The sequence below is a fragment of the Brevibacterium pigmentatum genome, from assembly GCF_011617465.1.
GTDB classification, from domain to species: domain Bacteria; phylum Actinomycetota; class Actinomycetes; order Actinomycetales; family Brevibacteriaceae; genus Brevibacterium; species Brevibacterium pigmentatum.
This window is the reverse complement of record NZ_CP050153.1, coordinates 3,534,081-3,559,118: the sequence shown is the minus strand read 5'-3', so window position 1 is coordinate 3,559,118 and position 25,038 is coordinate 3,534,081. Positions and strand designations below refer to the sequence as shown.

Genomic DNA, 25,038 nt, shown 5'->3' with positions numbered 1-25,038 from the left:
AATCATGAGAAACCTTCCTCGCCGCACATCGTCACCAACGCCCACCGCGCCCCAATCACCCACACCCACCGCAACCCAGTCGGCTGTGTCCCTGCCACCCCAGCCGGACCCCAACCCTCACATCCACGGTTCCGTCGAGCCGCCTCGGCGCTATCATCGGCAATTTGCCGCACTGCCGAACAACCGGTGGTTCAAGCCGATCCTCGTGGCCCTTCTGACCTTGGTGTTCTACCTGATCGCGATCATCGCCTTGTTCGTAAGCTTCTTCGTTTGGGCGCTGATCGCCCTCGGCGCCGACGGCGACATCGACGCGTGGTCGGAACGTCTCATCAACATGAACACCACCGCAGGCATGCTCTTCGGGCTCGTCAGCGTCATCGTCATGTGGCCGGCGGCGGAACTCGCGACCTTGTGCATCCACCGGCGCTGGTTCTCCTCGATGATTTCGCTGCGCGGAGGAATGCGTCGGCGTCGCCTCGGCCGATATCTGCTGGTCGGCACGGCCGTGTGGGTCGTCTGTGCGGTCGTCATGGTTCTCTTCTCCGACGGTGGGATGGGCGACCTGACCTCGGGAATCGTGTGGAACAGCCAAGTGCTCGCCATGCTCATCGCGGTCGTCCTCCTCGTGCCCTTCCAGGCGACGGCCGAGGAGATCGTCTTCCGCGGACTGGCCATGAACATCATCGGCTCGTGGCTGCGCCACCCCGCGTGGGCCGTGCTCATCCCCGTGCCGTTCTTCGTTGCCGGCCACGTCTACGACCTGCCGGGACTCATCGACGTCGGCATCTTCGCGGTCATCGTCGGCACGCTGACCATCATCACCGGCGGTCTCGAAGTCGGAATCGCCTTCCACATCGTCAACAACGTCTTCGCATTCGGTCTGGGCGTGCTTGCCGGCGCCGACCTCAATGCGACGAGCGCTCCGACGATCGAGGTCGTCATGTCGATCGCGGCCCCGATCGTCTTCGCCGTCATCGTCGTTCTCGACGAGCGTCGCCGAGGCGGGTCGTCCTTTCGCCGAGGCGGCCAGTCCTCTCGCCGAGGCGGCCCGACCGATCGGGAACTGATGAGTCCCCGCGGGGATCGTCCCGAGAATTCGGACGCAGGTGCGGCCGGGGATGCGAATGCCGACACTGCAATGGAATCGAGTCGGTGATGAGCTACTACAGCGAACTCGCCCAGAACCTGCGCAAGCGCGGGTGTGAAGAAGACCAGGTCCTCACCGTTCTCGACGAGGTCAAAGACACAGCTGAGACGGCAGGGATGACACCCGAAGCCGAGTTCGGCACCCCCGAAGAGGCGGCCGCAAATCACAGCGGGAAGCGCGCACGGTCCACAGGGCAGGCGACGCTCAACGGGTTCGGGGTCGTGGGGATGTGCTGTGTGGTCGTCTACGCCCTCTGGCCGGGACTGTTCGACTTCATGAACCCCGTGCTGTCGAACTTCGCCGGCATGATCGCGCTCCTCGTCCTGCTCGTCATCGGCGCCTTCGCCGCAGGTTTCATCGACACTCGTCTGCCGAAGGGGTTCGAGACTCCGCGGTCAGCAGCCGATCGATGAGAGCGTCTGCCGTGATGCCCTCGGCGCGAGCCGCGGCGTCGACGCGTTCGAGCATGGCAGGAGACAGAGTCGGCGACGCCTCTGCTGGCTTCGTCCCGGCTTTGAGCAGCAGCGAGGTCAGCGGCACGACGACGACCCCGAGTGCGGCGAGGATCCACACGATGCCGTTGATACGGTTCAGCCATTCAAGCTCCCAAGCTGATTCCACCCAGGTCGTCACGAGGGTAAGGCATGTGCCGGCAGCCAGCAGGCCGAGAGTGATCGGCAGTCCGATGCGCACCACCTGCGTCCGAACGGTCAGCAGCAGGATGAGCGAGCTGACAGAGGCGACAGCGGTGAGGAGGGCGAAAGAGGACAGGGCCTTGAAAAGAAAGTCCCAGAATTCATAGTTGTCTGGTCCTCCAAATGGGTCACCCCAGAGGAACCACAATGCCAGGCCCAAAGTGACCACGGCCAGCCCGATCGTGACAATTCCGAACCACTGGACCCGACGGCCGATGAGTGTGGCTCCGCAGAACGCTGCGACGCTGACCGCTCCGGTCAGAGCCGTCGTGCCGATGACCTTGAAGGTCGCTTCGGACTCAACATCTCCGAGCAGGACGATGATCCCACCTGCCGCTGCAAGGCTGAAGGTGACGACGATGACGATGACGATCGTGCGGCGCAGAATCCGCACCGATCGTCTCGGCGCATTCGGATCCGATACCGAGGCAGTCGCCGCCGAGGGCCGAGGAACAGAAGGGGAGGGAGTCGGCTGTGACATGGGGAAACAGTCCTTCCAAAAGGGAAAGCAGGAGGGGACTTCCAGTATGGCACCGGATACTCGACACGTGCCTGAGACGGTGCGGATCCACGCCGGCTCAGCGCTTTCCTCGGACCCTCACTCCATCGGTAGCGACGCCCTGACCTCGAAACCACGGTGTTGAGTCGGCCCAACCTGCAGGCTCCCACCCAAAGCTTCGACGCGTTCGCGCATCCCCTTGATGCCGAAACCTCCGCCGAGGTGGCTGTGCCCACCCGCATCCGTCCCACCGTCGGGCAACCCGTTGAGCACGGAGATCTCAAGCCGGGTGCCGATGACCGTGACGGTGACGCCCACCGCAGTTCCGGCGGCATGTCGCAGCGCATTCGACAGGCTCTCCTGCACCACGCGGAACGCCGTGAGACTCGTCGTCGGCGGCAGCGGCAGGGGCTCAGCCGGAAAGTCGAGTTCGACGACGGCGCCGGAGCTGCGGGTGACATCGACCAATGCGGGAATGTCCTCGACGGTCGGCTGCGGAGCCAGGTCCGCATCTCGGCCCCCACGGAGGATTGCGAGCAGTCCCCGCATCTCCGTCAGCGCCTGCCTGGCCGATGAGGCCATCGAATCGAACTCACCGAGGCTGCGCTCATCAAGTCCGGGCAGCCGGTACTTCGCCGTGGTCGCCTGCACACTGATGACCGACATGCTGTGCGCGACGACATCGTGGAGTTCCTGAGCGATCCGGTTGCGCTCCTCCAGCTCCTGGCGCTTCGCCAGCTCCGCGGCACTGAGTTCGCGTTCGGATTCGAGCTGCCGGCGACCTTTGATGAGCAGGTTGCCGATGACGCCGATGATCCCGGCGCCGGCGGCGATCGACACAGTGGTGATGACGTTCGACAGCGCCCCGGGCAGCTCGCCGGCATGCGGCAGGAACAGGGAAAGCACACCGATGAGCGCACTGCCCGCCCACAGTGCGACGAGGTGGATCCAGCGGTGGCTCAGTCCGATGATGAGGTGGAGGAACACGAGAGCCAGCAGCGAGGTGACCGTGAACGGTCGGACCGCTCCCGAGATGTCCGCGGTGAGGAGGATTCCCGCCAGCTGACCGACGAGTCCGAGACCGATCGCCGGAATCGGCCAGCGCACGGCAAGGACGAGGGCGGCGCTCTGGGCAAGCGCTATGAGCATGGCGAAGACCGTCGGAACGTCGTAGAGAACCGTCGTCACCGGCCATGAGATCGCCACGAGAACGGCACCGACGAACACGGAGATCAGCCAGAACCACCCCTCACCGCCGGTGATCGCCTGGAACCTCGACGGCTTCGGTGACGCTGCGGGAGTCGCCGACGGTACGGTGGGCGCACCTGACGACTGTGACTGTGCTTGCGTGGCCGGAACCGCGACGGACGGAGCGTTCCTACGATCGTTCCGGCTCTGTGCAGCACCTGCCCCTTCGACATCGTGGGACAGGGCCGCACGAATCGCGACGATCTCGAGCAGCGCCATGGCATGGAGAACGAAGGGGAACGTCAGCAGCAGGATGATCCCGACGATGAACTGGAAGGTGGCCTCGGCTGCGAACCCGAGATCAGTGACCGGGGAGTTCGTCACCCACGCGACGACGAAGTCGACGGTGTTTCCGCCTCCGTCGGGGACGAACGCGCCCCAGAAGAAATGCGTGATCCCGCCCAGACCGCCGGCGAACCAGGCCAGGCAGACGGAGAACGTGAAGAGCCGGATCGGCAGGGCGAACACGGTTTCGAAGAGCAGGTCCAACCACGCGCGGGCATCGGACAGCGGAGCCAACCACCAGCGGAGTCCGCGTCCACGGGGACGGGGAGCCGCCTCGGTGATGGGCGCGCCCCACGCGCGGGCACGGCCCCGGGAGAGGTTGCCGAACGCGCGGGCGACGGTGAGCGTCAGCGGCAGGAGGATCACACCGACCCAGACGATGACCGTGGCGATCGAGATGGAGAACAGGGTGATGAGCACCGGGAACGCAATGAGCGAGATGAGCAGGCTCGGGGCGATGAGAACGGAATCGCGGCCGAGATTGCGCCACAGCCTGGCCCACCGCGAACGCGGTTCGCGAGGGGCCGGAGAGTCGGCGGCCGACGTTGCGTTCGGGCCGATCTGCGGAGGCTCTGCTGGGCGGGGCACGTCTCCAGCGTACGTGTCGGCGGGGGCGAGGGAGGTGAGATCGGGGGAGTGGTTCACAGCGTGATTCCTTCCTGAGCTGTCTGCGAGGCGGCCGGCGCAGGGGCGGCGGGGGCAGTGCCGCGAGATTCGAGGACTTTCGGGTGGAAGCGCGAGAGCATCCACACCCCGCCGATGCCGACGGCCGCGGAGACGAGCAGACCGATGACAGCCGGCGGCGTCAGTCCCGTGTATTCGCCGAAGAACGCGGCACCGATGATGACGGCAACGATCGGGTCGATGACCGTGAGACCGGCCAGCACCGTCTCGGCGGGGCCGCAGGCATACGCGGTCTGGACGAGCCAGAATCCCGCTGCCGAGGCCAGCCCGACCGCGGCCAGCAGCGCCCACCAGCGCAGACCGAATGTGTCGAGTCCGGGCAGACCCGACATGACGACCGACCGGGCCAGGACGTGCGTGGCCGCAGCGACCGTGCCGAAGACGATCCCGGTCATGACGACCCTAGGGATGTGGCCGGCGGAGCTGAACGAGAACAGTCCGGCGAAGAGGGTGAGGGCGATGAGCACGGCGAGCAGCCAGGTCACCGACTGTGCGTTCACGGAGATATCGTGGGCGAACCTCGCCGAGGTGGCCACGAAGGAGAAGATCCCGAAGAGCGTGACCGCGATGCTGATGAGCAGCGGAGCACCGAGGCGGAGACCGAAGTACCGCCGGCCGATGAGGACGGCGAAGACGAGCGAGACCGCGCCGATGGGTTGGACGATGGAGACCGGACCGAGTCCGAGTGCGATGACGTTGAGCACCGTGACCAGCCCCATGAGGCCGAGCCCGGTGACCCAGGTGGCGCGACGGCGCAGGCCGGGGGCCATGGTGGCCACGGCATGCTGCTGGAAGTGGGTTCCCAAGGCCAGGCAGAACGCTGCGGCGGTGGCGAGGATGACGGCGGTGATGATCATGACTCGAACATTAGGGAGGCGGTATGCGCCGGCACATCATACGCAGGAGTGAAATGGGTGCCGCACGTATCACCCATGAGGATGAAATTCGGTCGAAACCGGGCACGGTCGGCGGATTCTCGGGGATTGCGCGGGTTCCGTGACCACACTGTCCGGTAGGTTGGAACCATGCCGGGAATTGAGGATGCGCTGGGCGGGGACGGGGGAGCCGCCTCGGCGAGTGTGCCGCCTCCGTCGGAGACGACGATCAGGGTCGCCATCGTCGACGATCAGGCGATGGTGCGGCAGGGGTTCGGGGCACTGCTCGACGCACAGTCGGACATGCAGGTCGTCGGCAGCGCCGATGACGGATCCGCCGTCGTCGACCTCGTGCGCCAGACGAGCCCCGATGTCATCCTCATGGACATTCGGATGCCGACCCTCAACGGGCTCGACGCCACCCGAGCGATCTTCAACATGCCCGGAGCCCACCCGCGGGTCATCATGCTCACCACGTTCGACGCCGACGAATATGTGTTCTCCGCGCTGCGGGCCGGTGCCAGCGGATTCCTCCTCAAGGACGCCACCGCCGAGGACATGATCACCGCGGTCCGCGTCGTCGCCGGAGGGGAATCGCTGCTCGCGCCCTCGGTGACCCGCCGGCTCATCGCCGAATACGTCGCCGGGCCCACCGTGGCCAAGGACACCGCCGTGCTCGGCCAGCTCACCGACCGGGAGATCGACGTGATGACCCTGGTGGCGAAGGGGCACGCCAACGCCGAGGTGGCCGAGCAGCTCTTTCTCGCCGAACAGACCGTGAAGACCCACGTGTCGAGGATCCTGTCGAAGCTGGGTCTGCGCGACCGCACCCAGATCGTCGTCGCCGCCTACGAGTCCGGGCTGGTCGTCGCCGGGAGCTGAGGGCGTTCTGTTGCGGGCTTCGGGCTGGGAACGCCTGCTTAGGTGGTCAAAATGGTCACGCCGTGCTCGGTTTTCTGTGACCATTTCGCCCACCTGAGCGCATCGCAGATTGAGGAAAGTGCGGTCCGCCGGTCTGCCCGCCCGGTGACTGCCTGACTACTCGCGGGCGAAGCGGGCGCCGAGGTCTTTGACGATCGTTTCGGCCGATCCGTCCTGAGCGCTGCGGTAGCCGGTGCCCGCCCACAGATGAAGACCGTGCGGGTCATCAGCCTTCTTCGCCGCGACCCGGAACTCCTTCGTCAGATGGTGCACAGCAGGGTAGGCGTCGACGGCGACCGGGTCGAACTTCCGCACGAAGTCATTGACCAGTGCTCGTGCAGGCCGACCCGTGAATGCCCTGGTCAGCTGGGTGTCGGTGAACTCATCGGCGGCGAGTGCGGCCCGATGCGTCGAAGCTGTCCCCGCCTCGTCGGAGCGCAGCAGCAGAGTGCCGACGACGACTGAGCTCGCCCCCGCGCCGAGGAGGTCGCCCACCATGGCCTCACCGTCGACTCCGCCGCCCGCGGCCACGGGCAGGGCCAACTCGGCGAGGATGTCGCGGACGAGATCGACGGTGGCACGGTCTTCGATGATCCGCGTCGGATCGGCGGTTCCCGAATGCCCGCCGGCGCGCGGACCTTGGACGATGAGCCCATCGACCCCGACTTCGGCGGCTGCACGAGCCTCGGGAACCGAGGTCACCGTGGCGACGACCTGAGTGCCGACGGCATGGAGGCGGTCGACCGTCTCGGCGGTGGGCAGATTGAACGTCAGCGAGACTAGGGGGACGGGGTGCTCGGTGAGCCAATCGAGCTTGGCGTCGAAGTGATCGTCGTCCTCGACCGGTTCGGGATCGAGCGTGATCCCGCGTGCGGCAGCGGCCGGTTCGAGCGCGGTGACGAAGTCGTCGAAGGCCATGCGGTCGACGGGGACGGGATTCGGGGCGAAGAGGTTGACGCCGAAGTTCGAGGTCGTCTCTCGCATCCGTGTGATAAGCGGAGCGAGGGCCTCGGCGGTGAGATAGCCGCCCGCGACGAAGGGGAATCCACCGGCCCGAGCAACCGCCTCGGTGAGTTCGGGCGTCGTCGTCCCACCGGCCATGGGCGCGCCGATAATGGGCAGCGGGGTCTTCGCGAAGGCGATCGTCACGGTTCTCTCCTTGCTCTCGGCCGGAACCGGGCTCGGTGTCTGTCGCCGAGCCCGGCGGCCGCTTGGTCGGGGATGCTCATCGCCATTCTCACACGGTCGAGCGAAGCGAGTATGACTCGTTCGGTCGACGGTATCCCTCGGAAGTATCGGTCGGCGGGGGAGAGGTCGGCTCTCCGGCGTGATGTGGAAGGGCAGATGGGGTTCCTAACTTTGGTGTCAATGCATCCGGTCGCACGTGATCGGCACTGAATGACCCTGACACTGAACGACTCTGACGAGGAACCGATATGACACTGGCACTCAACGACCCGCTGCCGTCCGATGACCACGATGACGTGCCGCTGCTCGCTGCGAGAATCGCCCCGAACTCAGCGCCCGCTCCGCTTCACGGTCATGCCAACCCTCGCAACGACAAAGTCGAGCGCAGCAGCAGCCCGACCAAGCCCCACCGCGACCGGGCCATCGATCTCCTTCGCTTCGGCTGCCTCGTCGTCGTGGTCATCCTCCACTCGATGATGAGCGCGGCGGTGGTCGGCCCCGATGGTGCTGTGGAGCCGACCGTCGCGCTGTCCGGCACTCCAGGATTCGCTGCCGCATCGTGGTTCTTCCAGATCATGCCGCTGTTCTTCATCATCGGCGGATACGCAGGCATCACCGGCTGGCGCCGCGCTCGTGCCCGTGGCGGCACCTGGACCGATTATCTGCGTGCTCGCCTGCGCAGGCTCGCTGTGCCCGTCGCCGTGCTCATCGGCCTCGCCGGTATCGGGCTGTCCGTGGCCGGCGAGCTCGGAGTTTCGGCCGACCTCCTCGGTGAGGCCAGCCTGCGCATCGGCCAGCCGCTGTGGTTCCTCGCCGTCTACGTCGGCCTCTCCGCTGTGGTGCCGATTGCCGTGCATTTCCACGAAACCGCGCCGAGGCGGTCGCTCGCAGCCCTCTCCGGTGCCGTCATCGTCGTCGATGGTCTGGTCGCGGTCACGGGTATGACCGGGCTCGGCTACTTGAACTTCCTGTTTGTGTGGCCTTTGGTTCAGCAGCTTGGGTTCTTCTACGCCGATGCGCTCGATCGCCCCGTGCGCAGGCCCATCACCTGGTTCGTGCTGGTGGCCGCGCTGCTGTCCCTGGTCGGACTCGTCGCGACCGGCGTGTACAGCCCGAACATGCTCGTCAACCTCAATCCACCGACCGGTGCCCTTGTCCTGCTCGGGGTGGTCCAGATGTGTGGCCTGCGCTTCGGCCACGCTCGGTTGAGCCGAATGCTCAACGCCGCGGACGAGAACACGACCACCTCCACCGGCGAGGCGGCTCTTGACCCTCGAGTCCTCCGGGCGCAGATCTGGGGTTGGCTCATCGTCTGGGGTAATCGGTATGGGATGCACGTCTACCTGTGGCATATGAGCATCGTCATCATCCTCATCGGCGGGCTGGGCACTCTTGCCCAGGCGGTGTCTCTCGTGCCGGGTGCCTCCGGGCTCGTCCTTCCGGAGATCGGTTCGTCATGGTGGTGGGCCACGCGTCTGCCCTGGCTGATCGTCGTGATGGTGTTGTCCGGCCTTGTGGCGATGGCCGCCGAGCGGATTCCGTTTCCATCGGAACAGCGACTCGCCGCAGTCGGTCGAACGATCGCCGAGATCGCTCGCGAGATGCGCGGGCAGGGTTCGGCGGCTTCCCACGTTGACGCCGACGAGGTCGCCCCAGCTGCTCCCCGTGCAGGAGCCGACGACGTGACCCCGACTCTCGGTCACCCGCGGCTGCGGGCCGCCATCGCGGTCGGTGCCGCCACAGCCGGCATCGCCGTTGCGCTGCTCGTCGGGATCGCCCCGTTGATCTGGACGTTTGTCGCGTTCAGTCTGCTCATCGCCTCGCTCACCATTTCAGCTGGGCTGACTCCGCGGAGGTGACCGCGCAGGGCTGATCCGGCAGCTGTGCCCGGCCCGCGTGGCGAGCCTGGCACAGATGGGACGCGCGAGTCACTCCACCGCGGCGGCCAACTGGTCGGTGACGGTTCCCCACCCGTCGAAGAAGCCGAGTTCTTCGTGGCAGGCCCGCTGTTCGGGGCTGCCGTGTCGGACGATGGCTTGGTAGTCGGCGCCGTCGGGATGGTCACCGAGGATGATCTCCGTGGTCATCGCGACTGGGTCCGGTAGGGCCGGATGCCAGGAGCTGCTGACCGCATTCGTGAATACGAGTCGGCTGCCCTCTTCGATGACGAGGAACACGGCGTCGACATGAGGATGCCATTCGGTTCCGTCCTCGCTCATCTGGGTGACGAAGGCGCCGCCCGGGGCGAGTTCGAGGGAGTCGACGCGCAGCTGCAGCGGTGCCGGAATCCACCACTGGGCAAGTCGATCCGGTGTCGTCCAGGCATCCCACAGAGCCTGCTTCGGGGCGCGGATGACGCGGTGGATGCTGAGGTCGAGGTCTGGATTCTGATTCCGGGTGCGAGAGAGATGGGCGGTCATGATTCCTCCTGGGTGACGAACTGCTCGAGCCGATCGGTGCTCTCTTCCCAGATCCGCCGCTGTTCCTCCAACCAGCCCGTAAGCAGGTGGAAGCGATTGTGATTGAGCACGCAGGTGCGTACTCGCCCGGACTTCTCGGTCGTGATCAGTCCGCACGATTCGAGGCTGCGCATATGCTTCATAAAGGACGGCAGCGAAATCGACAGCGGGCTCGCCAGCTCCCCGACGCTGGCCGGACCCACGCCGAGACGCGCGATGACCCTGCGTCGAGTGGGATCTGCCAGAGCCGCAAACATCGCGTCGAGCTCATCCGAATGAATCTGATGCTTAGCCATGAGGCTAAGCATTACACCCTTTTGGCCTAGTGCGGAAGAGGAAACCGAGGATAAACGCGTCGAAAAATGACAATCATCGACGACATATGACATGCAGTGACAATGCGCGTCACCGGGCATGCACGAACGGGAATCGGCCACTCACACTGAAGCTCACCGCAGATGCAGCGGTGCCCATCAGTGAAGGAAAGGATCCGCCGTGAGTTCACCCCGTTTCGAACCCACCACACCCGCCGGAATCTCGACCCGATCGGTGCACTCGGGAGCTATGCCCGAAACACACACCGGTGCGGTCGTGGCCCCGATCTTCCAGACCTCAACCTTCATGATGGATACCCCGGGGCAGACTCGCGCCGGTTTCGACTACGCGCGCACGGGCACCCCGAATCGCAGCGACCTCGAACAGGCTCTGTGCGAATTGGAAGGGGCGTCGTTCGCGGCGGCCGTGAACTCGGGAACGTCGGCCGAGGTGGCCGTGTTCTCCGCGCTGCTGCGTCCCGGTGACGAGGTCATCCTGCCCCGCGACGTCTACGGCGGGACCTTCCGGCTCCTGCAGAACGAGTACGTGCGCTGGGGCGTGGCCATCCGCACCGTCGACCTCACCGACACCGCGGCGCTCGCCGCCGCCATCAATGAGAACACCGCGATCATCTGGGTCGAGACACCGAGCAATCCCGGTCTCGACATCATCGACATCGCCGAGGCGGCCCGGCTCGCCCACCGCGCGAATGCACTCCTGGCCGTGGACTCGACCTTCGCGACCCCGGTGCTGCAGCGTCCGCTGGAGCTCGGTGCCGATATCGTCGTCCACTCGACGACGAAATTCATCAACGGTCACTCCGATGTCATCGGCGGTGCCGTCCTCACCGGTGATGGGACGACCTGTCCCCGAGCCGCCGAGGTGGTCGACCGTCTCGAGAACCACCTCGCGTCCGTCGGGCTGGGTATCTCCCCGTTCGACGCCTGGCTGACCAGGCGCGGGATCAAAACCCTGCCGGTGCGGATGAAGGCGCACTGCGCCAATGCGCAGGCGGTGGCCGAATGGCTCGAGACTCGCGATGAGGTGGCCGATGTGATCTACCCGGGCCTGCCGTCGCACCCGGGGCATGAGGTGGCGAAGCGGCAGATGAGCGGGTTCGGGGGAGTGGTGTCCCTGCGCACCGACACCGAGGAGCGGGCGTTGTCCCTGGTGGCGAACACGAAGCTCATCACTCTGGCCGAGTCGCTCGGAGGAGTTGAGTCACTCATCGACCACCCGGCGACGATGACGCATCTGTCCGTGGCAGGCAGCGAGGTCAGCGTTTCCGGCAGGTTCATCCGCCTGTCCGTCGGCATCGAGGACATCGATGACATCCTCGCTGACCTCGCCCAGGCCTTGGATGCCACGGCGGAGGGATCGGCCGTGGCGCCATCTGACCTTGACTCAAGCCGTATTGCCGACCCGGATGCCTCGGTTATCGGAGTCTCGGTCCTCGCATAGCCGGCAGCCATCACGCACCGGCAGCGTCACATCCCACCCCGAGTGGCACGTCCTCCCGGTGCTTCGGCATCCCTCACTCATTGTGGCGAAACACCTCCTTGCACCGGGGTAATTCGCCGCGAAGGGTGAGGGATGCTCAGGTACGGCACGGCGTGAGGAGCGCGCGGGGATCCAGAGTCCACCGAGGATCCCGTGTCCGTGGTCACAGGGTGTCGGGAAAACCCGACGTGGGGTCGGAGGTCTTCGTGCTGTTCGCGCGCCCACGGCTCCCGTAGCGTTATTGCTATGAGTGAGAAGACCCCCGAGAACCCGCAGGATCAGGAGCCGTTCGGCCCCGATCCGCAGGAGACTCAGACCCCCGAGGTGGATCCCGGCGAGTCCGCGGACGATCACGGCACCGCGGAATCTGCCCCCGGCACGATCGAGCGCGAAGAGTCCATCAGCGCCGAAGCCATCGTCAACGCTCCGCCGACCACCGAGGTGGACGCGACCGAAGTCGACGAACCGACCGCTCGCGAAGCCGGCGAGTTCCGGACGAAGCCCGTCGACCTCGATGTTCCCTTTGCAGCGGGGTCGACCCGAGTGATGGGATCAGGCGACCAGGCTCAGCGACCTGACTACCCGCCGATGAACCCCACCCGGCCAGTCACCCACACGACCCCGATGGCTCCTGCCCAGCCGGGCACCCACACCCATCCCTCGGCTCAGGCCGCACCATCCGGGTACGCCCCTTCGAACACCCCGAACTACCCCGCACCGCCCGGCCACGCCCCTCAGCCCGGACCGCACCCCGCCGCGCAGTTCGGTCGGCCCGCCCCGAACGCGCAGCCGATGCCAGCTGCACAGCCGATGCCACGTCAACGGCCGCCTCGGCGAATGAAGCCGCGACGCGAACCCGTCGCATACGCACCGGTCACCGGTTCGCTGCCGCTCAGCCGTGAAGACGTCACGGAGATCCCCGCCGACGGCCCCATCACCTGGCCCAAGCGCCCCACCGGAATCATCGGCGTCGCGAACCTCGTGCTCTCCGCCCTCCTCGGCCTGATCTGGGCGTGGATACCGCTCGGACTGCTGTTCACCGGCATCGGCGGAATCTTCGCCCTCGGTCTCGGCGTCCTCGCCCTCCTCGTCTGGGTTCTCGTCCAGCAGGGCGCGAACAACGCCGAACGCTACCGAGCCGAACTCATCTACTCCGATAAGATCCCCGTCCCGAAGATCGAAAGCAGCAATCGCGATCCCGGCATGGGCCGCTTCCTCCACAACCGCTGGCTGCAGGTGAAATCCGGTGCCTTCTGGCGCTCGACCGCCCACCACTACATCAAGATGCTCCTCGGCCTGATCGTCGTCGCCGGCACCATCGCAGCGATCTGCGGGTCCATCTTCGGCATCTTCGCGGCCATCAACCCCCACGGAGTCAACACCTTCTTCATCGGTGAATCCATCGACGGACCGGCCCGTATCGGTGTGGCCATCGGCGCCGTCATCGTCCTCGCCAGCTCGCTGGCCATCCTCTGGTTCGCCCCGTTGCTCGACCGTGCCCTCGATCGGGCGCTGCTCTCACCGGCCCGCACTGTGGCGCTGCAGGCAGAGGTCACCGAACTCGACCGGGCCCGCATGGCCGGCATCGAGGCGGCCGCCGCCGAACGCCTGCGCATCGAACGCGACCTCCACGACGGAGCCCAGCCCCGCCTCGTCGCGCTGACCATGACCCTGGGAATGGCGAAGACGAAGATCGACTCCGACCCGGAACGGGCGAAGGAACTCGTGTCCGAAGCCCACGCCGAGGCGAAGGGCATCGTCACCGAACTCCGTCAGCTCGCCCGCGGCATCCACCCCGCCGTCCTCACCGACCGCGGACTCGACGCCGCCGTCTCCGCTCTGGCAGGTCGTGCGACGATCCCCGTCGATGTCGATGTTCGACTCGAGGGCCGGATCGGGCGCGAAGCCGAAGCCGTGTCCTACTTCGTCGTCGCCGAATGCCTGACGAACATCACCAAGCATTCGGGTGCGACTCACGCCAGCGTGTTCATCGCCCCGACCGAGTTCGGTGTGCAGATCGTCGTCACCGACAACGGCCACGGCGGAGCACGCGTCGACCGCTCCGGGCGTCACACCGGAATAGCCGGTCTCATCGACCGGGTCGAAGCCGCTCGTGGCACACTGAACCTGACCAGCCCCGCAGGTGGGCCAACGACTGTAGTTGTGGAGGTGCCATGCGCATCGTAATCGCTGAAGACTCTGCCGTCCTGCGGGCCGGACTCGAACGGCTGCTCGCCGACGCCGGACATGAGGTCATCGCTGCCGTGCCCGACGCCAACGAACTCCTCGCCGTCGTCCACAACGATCCGCCGGACCTCGCCGTCATCGACGTGCGCATGCCTCCGACGTTCACCGATGAGGGCATCCGCGCCGCCGTCCTCATCCGCAAGCAGAACCCGGACGTCAAGGTTCTCGTGTTCAGCCAGTACGTGGAAGAGCAGTACGCGTCCGAACTCATCGCCGAGAACACCGGCGGCTTCGGCTACCTGCTCAAAGACCGCGTCGCCGATGTCGAGGACTTCCTCGCCGCCGTCGATGAGGTCGCCGGAGGCGGCACCGTGCTCGACCCGGAGGTCGTGTCCCAGATCCTCGTGCGCACGCGCAAGAAGGACGGACTGTCGACCCTGAGCCCACGCGAAATCGAAGTCCTCCAGCTCATGGCCGAAGGCAAATCCAACGCCGCCATCGCCCGCACTCTCTACCTCAGTGCCGGTGCCGTAGAAAAGCACATCTCCTCGGTGTTCACGAAGTTCGGCCTCACCGCCGACACCTCGGACAACCGCCGAGTCCTCGCCGTCCTCACATTCCTCGGAGCCTAGAATGCCCAGCACAGTGCGCATCAGCGAATCCGCCCGCGTCGGTCTGCGCGCGGTCCTGATCATCCTCGCCGCCGTCGTCCTCCTCATCCCTGTCATCGTCAGCACCGCCCAGGGCGCCTCCCGCCTCGACTACGGGCGGATCGAAGCGAGCGAACCGCTGCCGAAGGCGATGAAGGAACCCAAGATCGGCCTCGACTCCGGCGGTGCCGTCGACATCAAGACCGCCGACGTCGCCGAGGCGACCGTCAAGCTCACCGGCACCGGTCCCCGCGACAGCTCCGCGAACCTCGAGGTCGACAGCAGAGCCGATACCGCCGAGGTGGACCTGAAGAACGGCGGGAAACTGGAGAACACCCGGTTGACCGTCACCATCCCGACCAGTGTGGCGAAGGACCTCGCCCTCGACTTCGACGGCAACTACGGCCGGTTCGACGTCACCGGTGACTTTGCGGAGATCAACGCCGACACCGGCGGTGGAACCGCGAGCGTGACCGGTTCGGCGAAGAAGGTGCGGACCTCCAGCGATTGGGGTGCGACCTACTTCGACGGTGACTTCGGATCGGTGTCGGCCAAGACCGGGGTCGGCGCCATCGAAGGAGAGAACCTCACCGTCAGCGACCGCATCGACGTGGTCAGTTCGACGGGAACCGTGGACCTCGACTTCACCAACCAGGCGATGCCCACCGGCGGAATCATCGCGAAGACCGAAGAAGGCTCGATCGACCTGCGGGTGCCGAATCTCGAGCTCACGTCAGAAGAGCTGGATGAGGACTTCTTCTATCGGATCAACGCGAAGTCCAATGACGGCACCGTCGACCTCGCCTCCGACCTGAAGAAGTACGACGTGGCGGAGGACCCGAAGGAAGCCAAGGGCAAGACCCTCGTTCCGATCTCGGCCACAGCCGACACTGGTACCGTCACAGTCAACCAGAACTGAGAAACGACCGGCGCACGGGCGGGCTCGAATTCGGGCCCGCCCGTGCGGCGTCTGAGGGGTCGACGACCATGCAGATCACCGTCTTTGGAGCCACCGGAACCTTCGGCAGGCAGCTGGCTCCCCAGCTGCGCGAACGCGGCCACACAGTCATCGCCGCCCATCGCAGCAACGGGGTCGACACGGTGACCGGCCAGGGAGTCGCCGAGGCGGCCGAGGGCAGCGATGTCCTCGTCGACTGCGTCAACCAGCTGACGATCAATGCCGACAAAGCCATCGACTTCTTCTCCCGCAGCTCACGCTCGATCGCCGAAGCCGCTGCCCGGCAGCCCGGTACTTCCGTGGCCGTCCTGTCGATCGCGTTTCGTCCGGAGACCGCCGAGTCGCGGCTGATGGGCTACTACCAGGGCAAGGCGATGCAGGAGCGCATCTTCCGCCGGCTCATCCCGGACGAGCAGCTGCTGATGTTCCGGTCCGCCCAATGGTTCGAACTCGTCGACACGATGACGATCAAGGCCGGGCCGCTGCGTTTCGTGCCGAAGATGCGCGTGCAGGCCCTGGCCGTCGCCGAGGCGGCACGCATGATGGCCGAGGCCATCGACGCACGCGAGACCGGCACCATCGAAGTCGCCGGCCCCGAGATCAGCGATTTCGCCGAGATCGCCCGCAGACTGACCACCGCGCGAGCCGAGAAAGCAGGGACGAAACCGCCGAAGATCGTCGGCATTCCGTTGCCCGGCCCGATGGCCCGCGACGGCCTCATCCCACCGTCACCGAGGATGTCCGACGTGACCGTCGACGAATGGCTGCGATCGGTCTGAGCCCCGACCGATGCGCTGAGTACCGCACATCGGGTCGAGTTCGAACCCTGAGCAAGGCGTAACATCCGTTCCGGAGGTTGAAATGGATTGGATGGAATACGGGCTCAACGGGACCGACGCGGTCAGGATCGTCGTCTCGTGCGTGGTCTTCTACTTCGGGATCATTCTGCTCCTGCGCATCTTCGGTCAGCGCACTCTGGCGAGCCTGTCGAGCTTCGATGTGGCCGCGATCATCGCCATCGGAGCGATCATCGGGCGGTCCATCCTCGGTGATACCCCGACTCTTGCGGCCGGCATCTTGGGTCTGGCGACCCTGCTGATCCTGCAGGCGCTCAGCGGAGTCGGGCGGCGCTTCGGATTCGTCCGCAGAGTCGTCAACTCTCCGGCCGTGGTGCTCATGGCCGGTGGTGAGATCCTCGCGGACAATCTGTCGCGGAGCCACGTCGACCACGACGAACTCATCGCGAAGCTGCGGTCAGCTGGTATCCGCAACCGTGGTGAGGTGGCGTGCGCGATCCTCGAATCGACGGGTCAGATCAGCGTCATCCGGCGTGGTGCCCCGATCTCCGATGAGATGCTCACCGGCATCGTCGGCGCAGACCGGGTGCCCCGCGACGGCTGAGGCTCAGCCGAGGCGCACCCGGCTGTCCCGCCCAGCCACCGTCGACAGGCCCCGCATCACGGATCAGTCGAGCCCGAGCACCCGTGCGCCGTTGGTCCACAGCACCGAGCGCATCCAGTCATCGCCGAGTCCCAGGGCCGCGAGGCCCGAGATCTGGTCGACGTACGGGTAGGGGATGTTGGGGAAATCCGAGCCGAGGATGATCTTGTCCTCAAGTCTGGCCAGGCGTTCGCGGTAGGCGGGGGTCACCTCGGTGGGGGAGGAGAAGTACCCGGAGGCGAACATCGTCGTATCAAGGAAGACGTTGTCGAACTTCTCGGCGAGATCGGCGAATTCGTCGTACTCGGGCATGCCCATGTGCGCGATGACGAACTCAAGCTGCGGGAACCGCTCGAGGACGTTCGCCACCGCCTGCGGGCCGGTGTACTTGCCGACAAGTGGAGCGGATCCGGCGTGGATGACGATGGGCACGCGGGCTTCTTCGAGCGCTTTCCACGCGGGGTTGAGGACCGCATCGTCGGGGGAGAACACGCCGACCTGGACGTGGACCTTGAACAGCTTCGCCCCGGCGGCCAGCGCCTTCGGCACGTAGTCGGCGGCTTCGGGTTCGGCATAGAGCGTGCCGCAGTGGATGACGTCGTCGTGGGCGGCGGCGAATTCGGCGTTCCACTCATTCAGCCACGCGGCCATGCCGGGCTTGTGCGGGTAGGTCAGGGCCGGGACGGCGCGCAGGCCGAGTTCGCGGACGATGTTGAGGCGGGTGCCCTCGTCGAAGCGGTAGTTGATCGGCCAGTCGCGGCCGTAGTTGTCCGCGGCGTTGTCGAAGTACTCCCACACCTTGTCGAGCACGTTCTGCGGAAGGAAGTGGACGTGGATGTCGGCGAGTCCCGGCAGGCCGAGGGTGCGGACATAGTTGGGGACCTCGGCATCGGTGCGCGGGGGAGCGGTCATCGTGTCGGGGACCTCGAAAGCGCGACCGATCGTCGTCTCCGGAGCGGGATTCGCGGTCGCTCGGGCGGGTGATGGGGTCTGAGTCGCTGCATCATCGGAGTCGTTCATGGCCCCACTCTATGACCTCGCCGCCGCCGACTCAGGGGACGGTCCGGAGTTCGGCCCGACTGATGCGATGTTTGCCGACACGGGCGGCGGTCGGTCCTCAGCGCTCGTCCATGCCCGGCGCATAGACTGCCCGCATGAGGCTGCGCGATCCGTTTACGATCCCTACCCCGTCCCAGGTCAGACCCGTGGGACAGGCGCCGTTCTGGACTCCTGGGCAGACCGTGACCTGGACGTTCCGGCGTTTCGACTTCGACCGTGACCGCGCCGAGGTGGCCCGCCCGATGCGTGTCATCGCGGATGGACCCGACGGTGCCGTCCTGTGGTTGGCCGGGGGTACGCCGACGCAGGAGACCCGGATCGTCGGGTGGGAGGAGACGAACGCCCACGACGTGCCGTTGAAGGCCCGGTTCCGACCTCTGGCCGAGGCGCCCACCAGGATCAATGTCGAGGGCACGTGGCGGGGCCGCGGGGTGCTCAAGATCGTTCCGCCGCAGGTTCCGTTCTCCGTGTGGGTGCTGCTCAAAGATGCTGGGGACGGTGTCGATCGTCCGGAGATCGGCGGCGTGCGGGTCGAGTGGTACATCAATCTTGAGTCCACGCACCAACGCACCGATGATGCGCTGTTCACCAGCGATCACATCCTCGATATCACCTTCCCGGTCGCGTCTATGCCTCTGCATGCCGAGGACGGTCGGCTCGATCCGACAGGCGCAGTGTTCAAGGACGTCGACGAGCTCGCCGCGGCGGCGAACTTCGGGGCGTGGCCGAGGGAGTGGTCGGAGATCATCCGGGACAATGGCAGCCACCTGCTCGACCACCTCGGCGATTTCGGGTGGGCCTTCGATCCCGACTGGGAGACGGCGGCTCGTGATCTGGTGGGGAGGGCTCGACTGGGTGCTGCCTCGGTGTCAGAAAAATCGTTCGATCAGGAACATCGGGCGATCCCGAATGGTTGTTATGACCGACAGCATCGGTGATCGTCGCGGATGCACCTGTCGCCCCACTGAAGCACACAAGTGAAGAATGATCTGCTGCTGAAAGGAACCGTCTCCATGACGACCAACCATCGGATTCGCCTGAACTCGCGCCCTGTGGGCGCTCCCACTGCAGAGAACTACCTGTTCGACGAGGTACCTGTGCCGACCCCGGGCGAGGGGCAGGTGCTGCTGCGCACCCTCTATCTCTCGCTCGATCCGTACATGCGCGGGCGGATGTCGGACGCGAAGTCCTACGCCAAGCCCGTCGAGGTCGGCGATGTCATGGTCGGCGCCACCGTGTCCGAGGTCGTCGAATCCAATGCCGAGGGCTTCGCCGCCGGTGAGATCGTGCTCGGCTACGGCGGTTGGCAGGAGTATTCGGTCGAGTCGACCGGACACCTGCGCAAGATCGACCCGGAGCTCGCGCCGATCTCCACCCACCTCGGTGTGCTCGGAATGCCCGGGTTCACTGCGTACGCGGGTCTGCTCGAGATCGGTCAGCCCAAGGAGGGTGAGACCGTGGCCGTGGCCGCTGCGACCGGCCCCGTCGGATCCGTCGTCGGGCAGATCGCGAAGATCAAGGGAGCGACAGCCGTCGGCATCGCTGGCGGCCCCGACAAGGTCGCTCACCTGCGAGAGCTCGGTTTCGACGTGGCACTCGACCACCGGAGCGGGAACCTCAAGAATGAACTCGCCGAGGCGGTCCCACAGGGAATCGACGTCTATTTCGAGAACGTCGGCGGAGACGTGTTCAACGCGGTCCTGCCGCGTCTGAACACCTTCGGTCGCGTGCCCGTCTGCGGACTCGTGGCGAACTACAACCTCACTTCGCTGCCGGAGGGCCCGGACCGTTCGGGTGCGCTCATGGGGCAGATCCTGACGAAGTCGCTGTTGGTCCGCGGATTCATCCAGACTGAGTTCGCCGAGCGTCTGACCCCGCAGTTCCTCGAGGACATGAGCGGCTGGCTCAAGGAGGGCAAGGTCCGTTTCCGCGAGGACATCCGTCCCGGTCTCGACAAGGCTCCCGAGTACTTCAACGATCTGCTCACCGGTGGTAACTTCGGCAAGATGGTCGTCGCCGTGGGCGCCGAGAGCTGAGGCTTCCGATTAGTCACTGAATCGGAAACGAGGAGGCGGCGTCGGCCAGTTCTGGTCGTCGCCGCCTCTTTTTGTGAGTGAGGTCGGTATTGCTGGTTAGCCGGGCAGGTACTCGGTGACTGGGAACGAAGCTCTCACAATCTGACGCAGATCGCTCAGACTCGAATTCTCATCGACCTGTCCCGCGGCCCGAGCCTGGACGAGCAGATTGCCGATAGCCGTCGCCTCGACAGGGCCGGCGAGCACTCTGAGGCCGGAGTGATTCGCGGTGAGCTGGCAGAGCAGCGTGTTCTGCGAACCACCGCCGACGATGTGGATCGTCTCCACACTCCTTCCCGTCAGCTTCTCGGCCGCCGCAAGGGTCTTGGCGTAAGCGGCAGCGAGGGATTCGAGGATGGACCGGACCACCTCGGCGCGGGTGTGCGGAGGTTCGACGCCGTGCTCACGGCACCAATCACGTATACGGGTGGGCATATCCCCGGGCGGAGTGAACCGGTCATCGGACGGATCGAACACTGCGACGGGCGCTTCGATCGCCGCCGCCTCGGCGAGCAGGGTCTCAAGATCCGAGCTGCGCTGGGCGTCGGTGGCGTCGTGTTCCCACTGCCGCATCGATTCGCTCAGCAGCCACAGTCCTGAGACGTTCTTGAGGAACCGGATCGTCCCGTCGACTCCGCCTTCGTTGGTGAAGTTCGCCTGGCGTGCTTCTTCGGTGACGACGGGGGCGTCGATCTCGAGTCCGACCAAGGACCAGGTGCCGCTGGAGATATAGGCGCAGTTCGGCCCGTCCATCGGCACGGCCACCACCGCCGAGGCGGTGTCATGGCTGCCCACGGCCGTGACCTGGGTCGGCTCAGTCGTTCCGAGACGCCCAGTGACCGGTGCGCTGAGTTCTCCGATGCGTTCGCCGGGAGAGACGAGCGCAGGCAGCAGATCGCTCGGCAGTCCGAGGCGCTCCTTAAGGCCGACGTCCCAGTGCCCGTCGCGGACCGAGAGCAGGCCGGTCGTCGAAGCATTCGTCAGCTCGGTGCGCATCTGCCCGGTCAGCCAGAAAGCGATGAGATCGGGAATGAGCAGCGCCCGGTCGGCCAGATCGAGGAACCCGGACTCGGCTTCGACCGCGAATTGGAAGACGGTGTTGAAGTCGAGGTGCTGCAGACCATTGTGGGTGAAAAGCTCATCGGGGGCGACGAGCTCGTGGACGAGCTCAACTCCACGCAGATTCCGCCCGTCCCGGTAATGATGCGGAATCCCGAGCAGGTCTCCGTCGCGGAGCAGCCCATAGTCAACGGCCCATGAGTCGATGCCGATGCTCACGAGCCCCGGACTTCTGTGGATGGCTTCTCGGAGGCCCGCACTCAGATCGGCGAAGAGCGACTGGATGTTCCAATGCATGCTTCCGCCTAGGAACTGAGGCACATTGGCAAACCGCGCCACGGGCTTCATCCGCAGCACACCATCGCTCACTCCACCGAGGATGACTCGTCCGCTCGTGGCGCCCAGGTCGACCGCGGCGAGAGTGAGACCGGCAGCAGATTCAGTGGTGTCCATATGTATGAGGATCTCCGTTTGCGTGCGGCTTAGCGCAGGAACGCTGCGGCGACACCGGCGTCGACGGGTACGTGCAGGCCGGTCGTATGCGAGAAGTCGGAAGTGCACAGCGCATAGACGGCGTTGGCCACATTCTCCGGGACGACTTCACGGCCGAGGATGGTCCGCTGAGCATAGAACTTGCCCAGGTCCTTTTCCTCCACCCCATAGGTCTTCGCGCGCTGCGCACCCCAACCGCCGGCGAAGATTCCCGAACCGCGCACAACGCCGTCGGGGTTGATGCCGTTGACACGGATTCCGTGTTCGCCGAGTTCAGCCGCGAGCAGACGCACCTGATGAGCTTGATCGGCTTTCGTCGCCGAGTAGGCGATATTGTTCGGTCCGGCGAAGACGGAGTTCTTCGAGGAGATGTAGACGATGTCACCGCCGAGCCCTTGGTCGACGAGGATCCGGGCGGCATTCTTCGACACGAGGAACGATCCCTTGGCCATGACATTGTGCTGGAGGTCCCAATCGGCCTCGGTCGTGTCGAACAGCGACTTCGACAGGGACAGCCCGGCATTGTTGACGATGAGATCGAGACCGCCGAAAGCGAGCACCGCCTCATTCAAGGCCGCCTGCACTCCGGCCTCATCGGAGACATCGGCGGCGACACCGATGGCGACATCGGTCGAGCCGAGCTCGGTCGCAACCTCCTGCGCTTTGGCCCGGTCGAGATCGGCGATGACGACGCAGGCCCCCTCGGCGACGAGGCGAGTGGCGATCGCCTTGCCGATCCCCGAAGCGGCACCGGTGACGAACGCGATGCGACCGGCCAGTGGCTTTGGTGCAGGCCTGCGCTGCAGCTTGGCTTCCTCGAGCGCCCAGTATTCGATGCGGAACTTCTCCGCCTCGCTGATGGGAGCGTAGGTCGACAGCGCTTCGGCTCCGCGCATGACGTTGATGGCATTGACGTAGAACTCACCGGCCACCCGCGCCGTCTGCTTGTCCGCGCCATAGGAGAACATGCCCACCCCCGGAACGAGGATGATCGCCGGATCAGCCCCGCGCATGGCGGGTGATTCAGCATCGGCGTGGCGGTCGTAATAGGCCGCATAATCGGCTCGGTAGGCCTCGTGCAGTGCCGGGAGCGCGGCGATGACCTCCTCCACCGAGGCGGCCGCCGGCAGGTCGATGACCAGCGGCTTCACCTTCGTGCGGAGGAAATGATCCGGGCAGCTCGTGCCGAGTTCGGCCAGAGCGTTGAGCTTCTCCCCGGCGAGGAATTCGAGCACTGCAGGTTCATCGGTGAAGTGCCCGACCATCGTCTTGTCCGCCGAAGCGAGTCCGCGCAGGTGCGGAGCCAGAGCTGCGGCCTTGGCTCGACGTTCATCGGGAGGCAGCGCCGCGTATTCCGCACGCTCGGCTCCGAATGGATCTGGGCGACCGTGCTCGGCAATATAGTCCGCCGCGGTGTCGATGATCCACCGTGAGTTGGCTTCGGACTCCGCCGAGGTGGCTCCCCATGCCGTGATCCCGTGACCACCGAGGATGGTGCCGATGGCCTGCGGGTTCTCCGCCTTGATCGCTGCGATGTCGAGGCCGAGCTGGAAACCGGGGCGACGCCACGGCACCCAGACGACCAAGCCGTCGAAGATCGTCTTCGTCAGTTCCTCACCGTCGGTCGCGGTGGCGATGGCGATTCCGGAATCCGGGTGGAGGTGGTCGACGTGGGCGGCATCGACGAGTCCGTGCATGGCGGTGTCGATCGAAGGTGCTGCACCGCCCTTGCCGTGCAGGGTGTAGTCGAAAGCAGCCACCATCTCGTCTTCGCGTTCGACACCGGGGTAGGTGTTCTCCATCGCCCGCAGCCGGTCGAGGCGGAGGACCGCGAGTCCCTCGGGAGTCAGTGTTCCGAGGTCTCCGCCGGAGCCTTTGACCCACATGAGTTCGACGTCTTCGCCGGTCACCGGGTCGATGTCGGTGCCTTTGGCCGAGGTGTTGCCGCCGGCATAGTTCGTATTGCGACGGTCGGCGCCGAGCGAATTCGAGCGGGTGATGAGGTCGTTGACAGTCGGGTTGGTCATGGTTCTCCTCGAAAAGGATTGTGCGGGTCTCGAAGTGCGTGATGCCGTGGGGCGGGCAGGGACCGTGGGTGTTGTGGTGTCGGGGCACCCACCGATTCCGGGCTCAGGCGCCCCAGCCGGCCTGGGTGCCGCCGACACGGTCGGCTGCGATCTGCTCCTGGTAGCCGGATTCGCGGAAGGCGCGGATGGGATCGGCCGGCAGTCCGCGGGAGGCCCGCCACTCAGCGAGGTCGCCGCGGACGTCGGTGTAGAACGCATCCATAAAGATGTCGTTGGCGGTGATGACATCGCCTGCGCGCTGCGCCTTGGTGAGCGCTTCGGTGTCGATGAGGAGAGCCCGGGCGGTCATCTCCTGCACATTGAGCACCGACCGGATCTGACCTTCGATCTTGTTCTCGACGTTGTGGCACTGGTCGAGCATGAACGCGATATCGGGGCTGTTGAGACCGCCTCCGCGGATCACTTCGTGGATGATCCGGAAGAGCTGGAACGGATCGGCAGCACCGACCATGAGGTCGTCATCGGCGTAGAACCGGGAGTTGAAGTCGAAGGACCCGAGCTTGCCGAGGCGCAGCAGCTGCATGACGATGAACTCGATGTTCGTGCCTGGGGCATGGTGGCCGGTGTCGAGGCAGACTAGTGCCTTATCGCCGAGGGCTGCGACCTGGGTGTAGCTCGTGCCCCAGTCGGGGACGTCCGTGTGGTAGAACGAGGGCTCGAAGAACTTGTATTCGAGCACCATCCGCTGTCCCTCGCCGAGGCGGTCGTAGATCTTCGACAGCGAATCGTGGAGTCGGTCCTGACGCCCCCGCATATCCGCCTGACCCGGATAGTTCGATCCTTCGGCCAGCCAGATCTTGAGGTCCCTGGATCCCGTGCGGTCCATGACGTCGATGCATTCGAGATGAGCGTCGATGGCCTTGGTGCGGATGCGCTCGTCCTCGTGGGTGAGGGCACCGAACTTATAGTCATCGTCCTGGAAGGTGTTCGAGTTGACGGTGCCCAGCCGCACTCCGAGGCCGGCGGCATGGGCAGTCAACTCGTCGAAATCGCAGAGGTCCCACGGAATGTGCAGCGCCACCTGTGGGGCGAGTCCGGTGAGTTCGTGGACCTTCGCGGCATCGGCGATCTTCTCGAATGGATCACGCGGAGTGCCCGGGGTGCCGAAGACCTTGAACCGGGTGCCGGAGTTGCCGAACGCCCAGGACGGCAATTCGATCTCCTGTGCGGCGAGCTGGTCGGTGATGTCGGCGAAGGTGGGGCGAGTGCTCATGG

The 25,038-nt window shown here is 65.7% G+C and carries 22 protein-coding genes; 12 read left to right on the top strand and 10 right to left on the bottom strand.

The annotated features are described in order from the left end of the window. Positions 1-85 precede the first annotated feature (85 nt). Positions 86-1,156 carry a CPBP family intramembrane glutamic endopeptidase gene (locus GUY30_RS16185; RefSeq protein ID WP_167199813.1) on the top strand — a complete coding sequence of 357 codons (1,071 nt, stop codon included), beginning with the start codon at positions 86-88 and terminating at the stop codon, positions 1,154-1,156. Further along, on the top strand, positions 1,156-1,560 hold the full coding sequence (locus GUY30_RS16180) for a hypothetical protein (protein WP_167199810.1): 405 nt from the start codon (positions 1,156-1,158) through the stop codon (positions 1,558-1,560). Before GUY30_RS16185 ends, GUY30_RS16180 begins: the two co-directional genes overlap by 1 nt. On the opposite strand, the gene GUY30_RS16175 is transcribed toward GUY30_RS16180, so the two are convergent. The 3 genes from GUY30_RS16175 to GUY30_RS16165 form a co-directional block, all read right to left on the bottom strand. After that, the gene (locus GUY30_RS16175; protein ID WP_167199807.1) at positions 1,502-2,323 is read right to left on the bottom strand and encodes a hypothetical protein; all 822 of its coding nucleotides are present in this window, start codon (positions 2,321-2,323) and stop codon (positions 1,502-1,504) included. The genes GUY30_RS16180 and GUY30_RS16175 overlap by 59 nt on opposite strands. A gap of 117 nt (positions 2,324-2,440) precedes the next feature. Further along, complete coding sequence (locus tag GUY30_RS16170) at positions 2,441-4,519, bottom strand: sensor histidine kinase (protein ID WP_167199803.1); 2,079 nt, start codon at positions 4,517-4,519, stop codon at positions 2,441-2,443. Further along, a complete protein-coding gene (locus GUY30_RS16165; RefSeq protein WP_052240199.1) occupies positions 4,516-5,415 on the bottom strand; it encodes a DMT family protein in 900 nt (299 codons plus the stop codon). The genes GUY30_RS16170 and GUY30_RS16165 overlap by 4 nt, the downstream gene beginning before the upstream one ends. Positions 5,416-5,583: 168 nt before the next feature. Here GUY30_RS16165 and GUY30_RS16160 point away from each other — a divergent pair, with 168 nt between their 5' ends. Then, positions 5,584-6,315 carry a response regulator gene (locus GUY30_RS16160; protein WP_162835632.1) on the top strand — a complete coding sequence of 244 codons (732 nt, stop codon included), beginning with the start codon at positions 5,584-5,586 and terminating at the stop codon, positions 6,313-6,315. Between the two features lie 156 nt (positions 6,316-6,471). Here GUY30_RS16160 and GUY30_RS16155 read toward each other — a convergent pair whose 3' ends face one another. Beyond that, positions 6,472-7,503, bottom strand: a complete 1,032-nt coding sequence (locus GUY30_RS16155) for an NAD(P)H-dependent flavin oxidoreductase (RefSeq protein ID WP_167199800.1) — start codon at positions 7,501-7,503, stop codon at positions 6,472-6,474. A gap of 287 nt (positions 7,504-7,790) precedes the next feature. On the opposite strand from GUY30_RS16155, the gene GUY30_RS16150 reads away from it, so the two are divergent. Then, positions 7,791-9,401: an acyltransferase family protein gene (locus GUY30_RS16150; protein ID WP_167199797.1), complete on the top strand. Its 1,611-nt coding sequence runs from the start codon at positions 7,791-7,793 to the stop codon at positions 9,399-9,401. A gap of 69 nt (positions 9,402-9,470) precedes the next feature. Here GUY30_RS16150 and GUY30_RS16145 read toward each other — a convergent pair whose 3' ends face one another. Then, positions 9,471-9,962 carry an SRPBCC domain-containing protein gene (locus GUY30_RS16145; RefSeq protein WP_167199794.1) on the bottom strand — a complete coding sequence of 164 codons (492 nt, stop codon included), beginning with the start codon at positions 9,960-9,962 and terminating at the stop codon, positions 9,471-9,473. After that, on the bottom strand, positions 9,959-10,390 hold the full coding sequence (locus tag GUY30_RS16140; RefSeq protein WP_228281481.1) for an ArsR/SmtB family transcription factor: 432 nt from the start codon (positions 10,388-10,390) through the stop codon (positions 9,959-9,961). The genes GUY30_RS16145 and GUY30_RS16140 overlap by 4 nt, the downstream gene beginning before the upstream one ends. A 106-nt stretch (positions 10,391-10,496) precedes the next feature. Between GUY30_RS16140 and GUY30_RS16135 the strand changes: the two genes are divergently transcribed. The 6 genes from GUY30_RS16135 to GUY30_RS16110 all read left to right on the top strand — a co-directional run bounded on the left by GUY30_RS16135 (position 10,497) and on the right by GUY30_RS16110 (position 17,012). Next, on the top strand, positions 10,497-11,777 hold the full coding sequence (locus GUY30_RS16135) for a cystathionine gamma-synthase (RefSeq protein WP_228281479.1): 1,281 nt from the start codon (positions 10,497-10,499) through the stop codon (positions 11,775-11,777). Between the two features lie 285 nt (positions 11,778-12,062). Beyond that, on the top strand, positions 12,063-14,003 hold the full coding sequence (locus GUY30_RS16130) for a sensor histidine kinase (RefSeq protein WP_167199791.1): 1,941 nt from the start codon (positions 12,063-12,065) through the stop codon (positions 14,001-14,003). After that, positions 13,991-14,635 (top strand): response regulator transcription factor, encoded by a 645-nt coding sequence (locus GUY30_RS16125; protein WP_062240961.1) that lies wholly within the window; start codon positions 13,991-13,993, stop codon positions 14,633-14,635. Before GUY30_RS16130 ends, GUY30_RS16125 begins: the two co-directional genes overlap by 13 nt. Position 14,636: 1 nt before the next feature. Continuing rightward, complete coding sequence (locus GUY30_RS16120; protein WP_167199788.1) at positions 14,637-15,572, top strand: DUF4097 family beta strand repeat-containing protein; 936 nt, start codon at positions 14,637-14,639, stop codon at positions 15,570-15,572. Positions 15,573-15,640: 68 nt separating this feature from the next. Beyond that, positions 15,641-16,390: an SDR family oxidoreductase gene (locus tag GUY30_RS16115; protein WP_167199784.1), complete on the top strand. Its 750-nt coding sequence runs from the start codon at positions 15,641-15,643 to the stop codon at positions 16,388-16,390. Positions 16,391-16,472: 82 nt separating this feature from the next. Continuing rightward, the gene (locus GUY30_RS16110; protein ID WP_167199781.1) at positions 16,473-17,012 is read left to right on the top strand and encodes a DUF421 domain-containing protein; all 540 of its coding nucleotides are present in this window, start codon (positions 16,473-16,475) and stop codon (positions 17,010-17,012) included. Between the two features lie 63 nt (positions 17,013-17,075). Here GUY30_RS16110 and GUY30_RS16105 read toward each other — a convergent pair whose 3' ends face one another. Next, positions 17,076-18,071 carry an amidohydrolase family protein gene (locus GUY30_RS16105; protein WP_323127759.1) on the bottom strand — a complete coding sequence of 332 codons (996 nt, stop codon included), beginning with the start codon at positions 18,069-18,071 and terminating at the stop codon, positions 17,076-17,078. A gap of 134 nt (positions 18,072-18,205) precedes the next feature. On the opposite strand from GUY30_RS16105, the gene GUY30_RS16100 reads away from it, so the two are divergent. Then, positions 18,206-19,048 (top strand): ribonuclease FAU-1 family protein, encoded by an 843-nt coding sequence (locus GUY30_RS16100; RefSeq protein WP_167199778.1) that lies wholly within the window; start codon positions 18,206-18,208, stop codon positions 19,046-19,048. A gap of 75 nt (positions 19,049-19,123) precedes the next feature. Further along, the gene (locus GUY30_RS16095; RefSeq protein WP_167199775.1) at positions 19,124-20,146 is read left to right on the top strand and encodes an NADPH-dependent curcumin/dihydrocurcumin reductase; all 1,023 of its coding nucleotides are present in this window, start codon (positions 19,124-19,126) and stop codon (positions 20,144-20,146) included. A 96-nt stretch (positions 20,147-20,242) separates the two neighbouring features. Here the strand turns inward: GUY30_RS16095 and GUY30_RS16090 are convergent, their stop codons facing one another. From GUY30_RS16090 to rhaI, 3 genes are all read right to left on the bottom strand, one after another. Next, a complete protein-coding gene (locus GUY30_RS16090; RefSeq protein WP_167199772.1) occupies positions 20,243-21,697 on the bottom strand; it encodes a rhamnulokinase in 1,455 nt (484 codons plus the stop codon). A 29-nt stretch (positions 21,698-21,726) separates the two neighbouring features. Further along, a complete protein-coding gene (locus GUY30_RS16085; protein WP_167199769.1) occupies positions 21,727-23,763 on the bottom strand; it encodes a bifunctional aldolase/short-chain dehydrogenase in 2,037 nt (678 codons plus the stop codon). Between the two features lie 103 nt (positions 23,764-23,866). Beyond that, positions 23,867-25,036 carry an L-rhamnose isomerase gene (gene rhaI, locus GUY30_RS16080; RefSeq protein ID WP_167199765.1) on the bottom strand — a complete coding sequence of 390 codons (1,170 nt, stop codon included), beginning with the start codon at positions 25,034-25,036 and terminating at the stop codon, positions 23,867-23,869. Between the last annotated feature and the right edge of the window lie 2 nt (positions 25,037-25,038).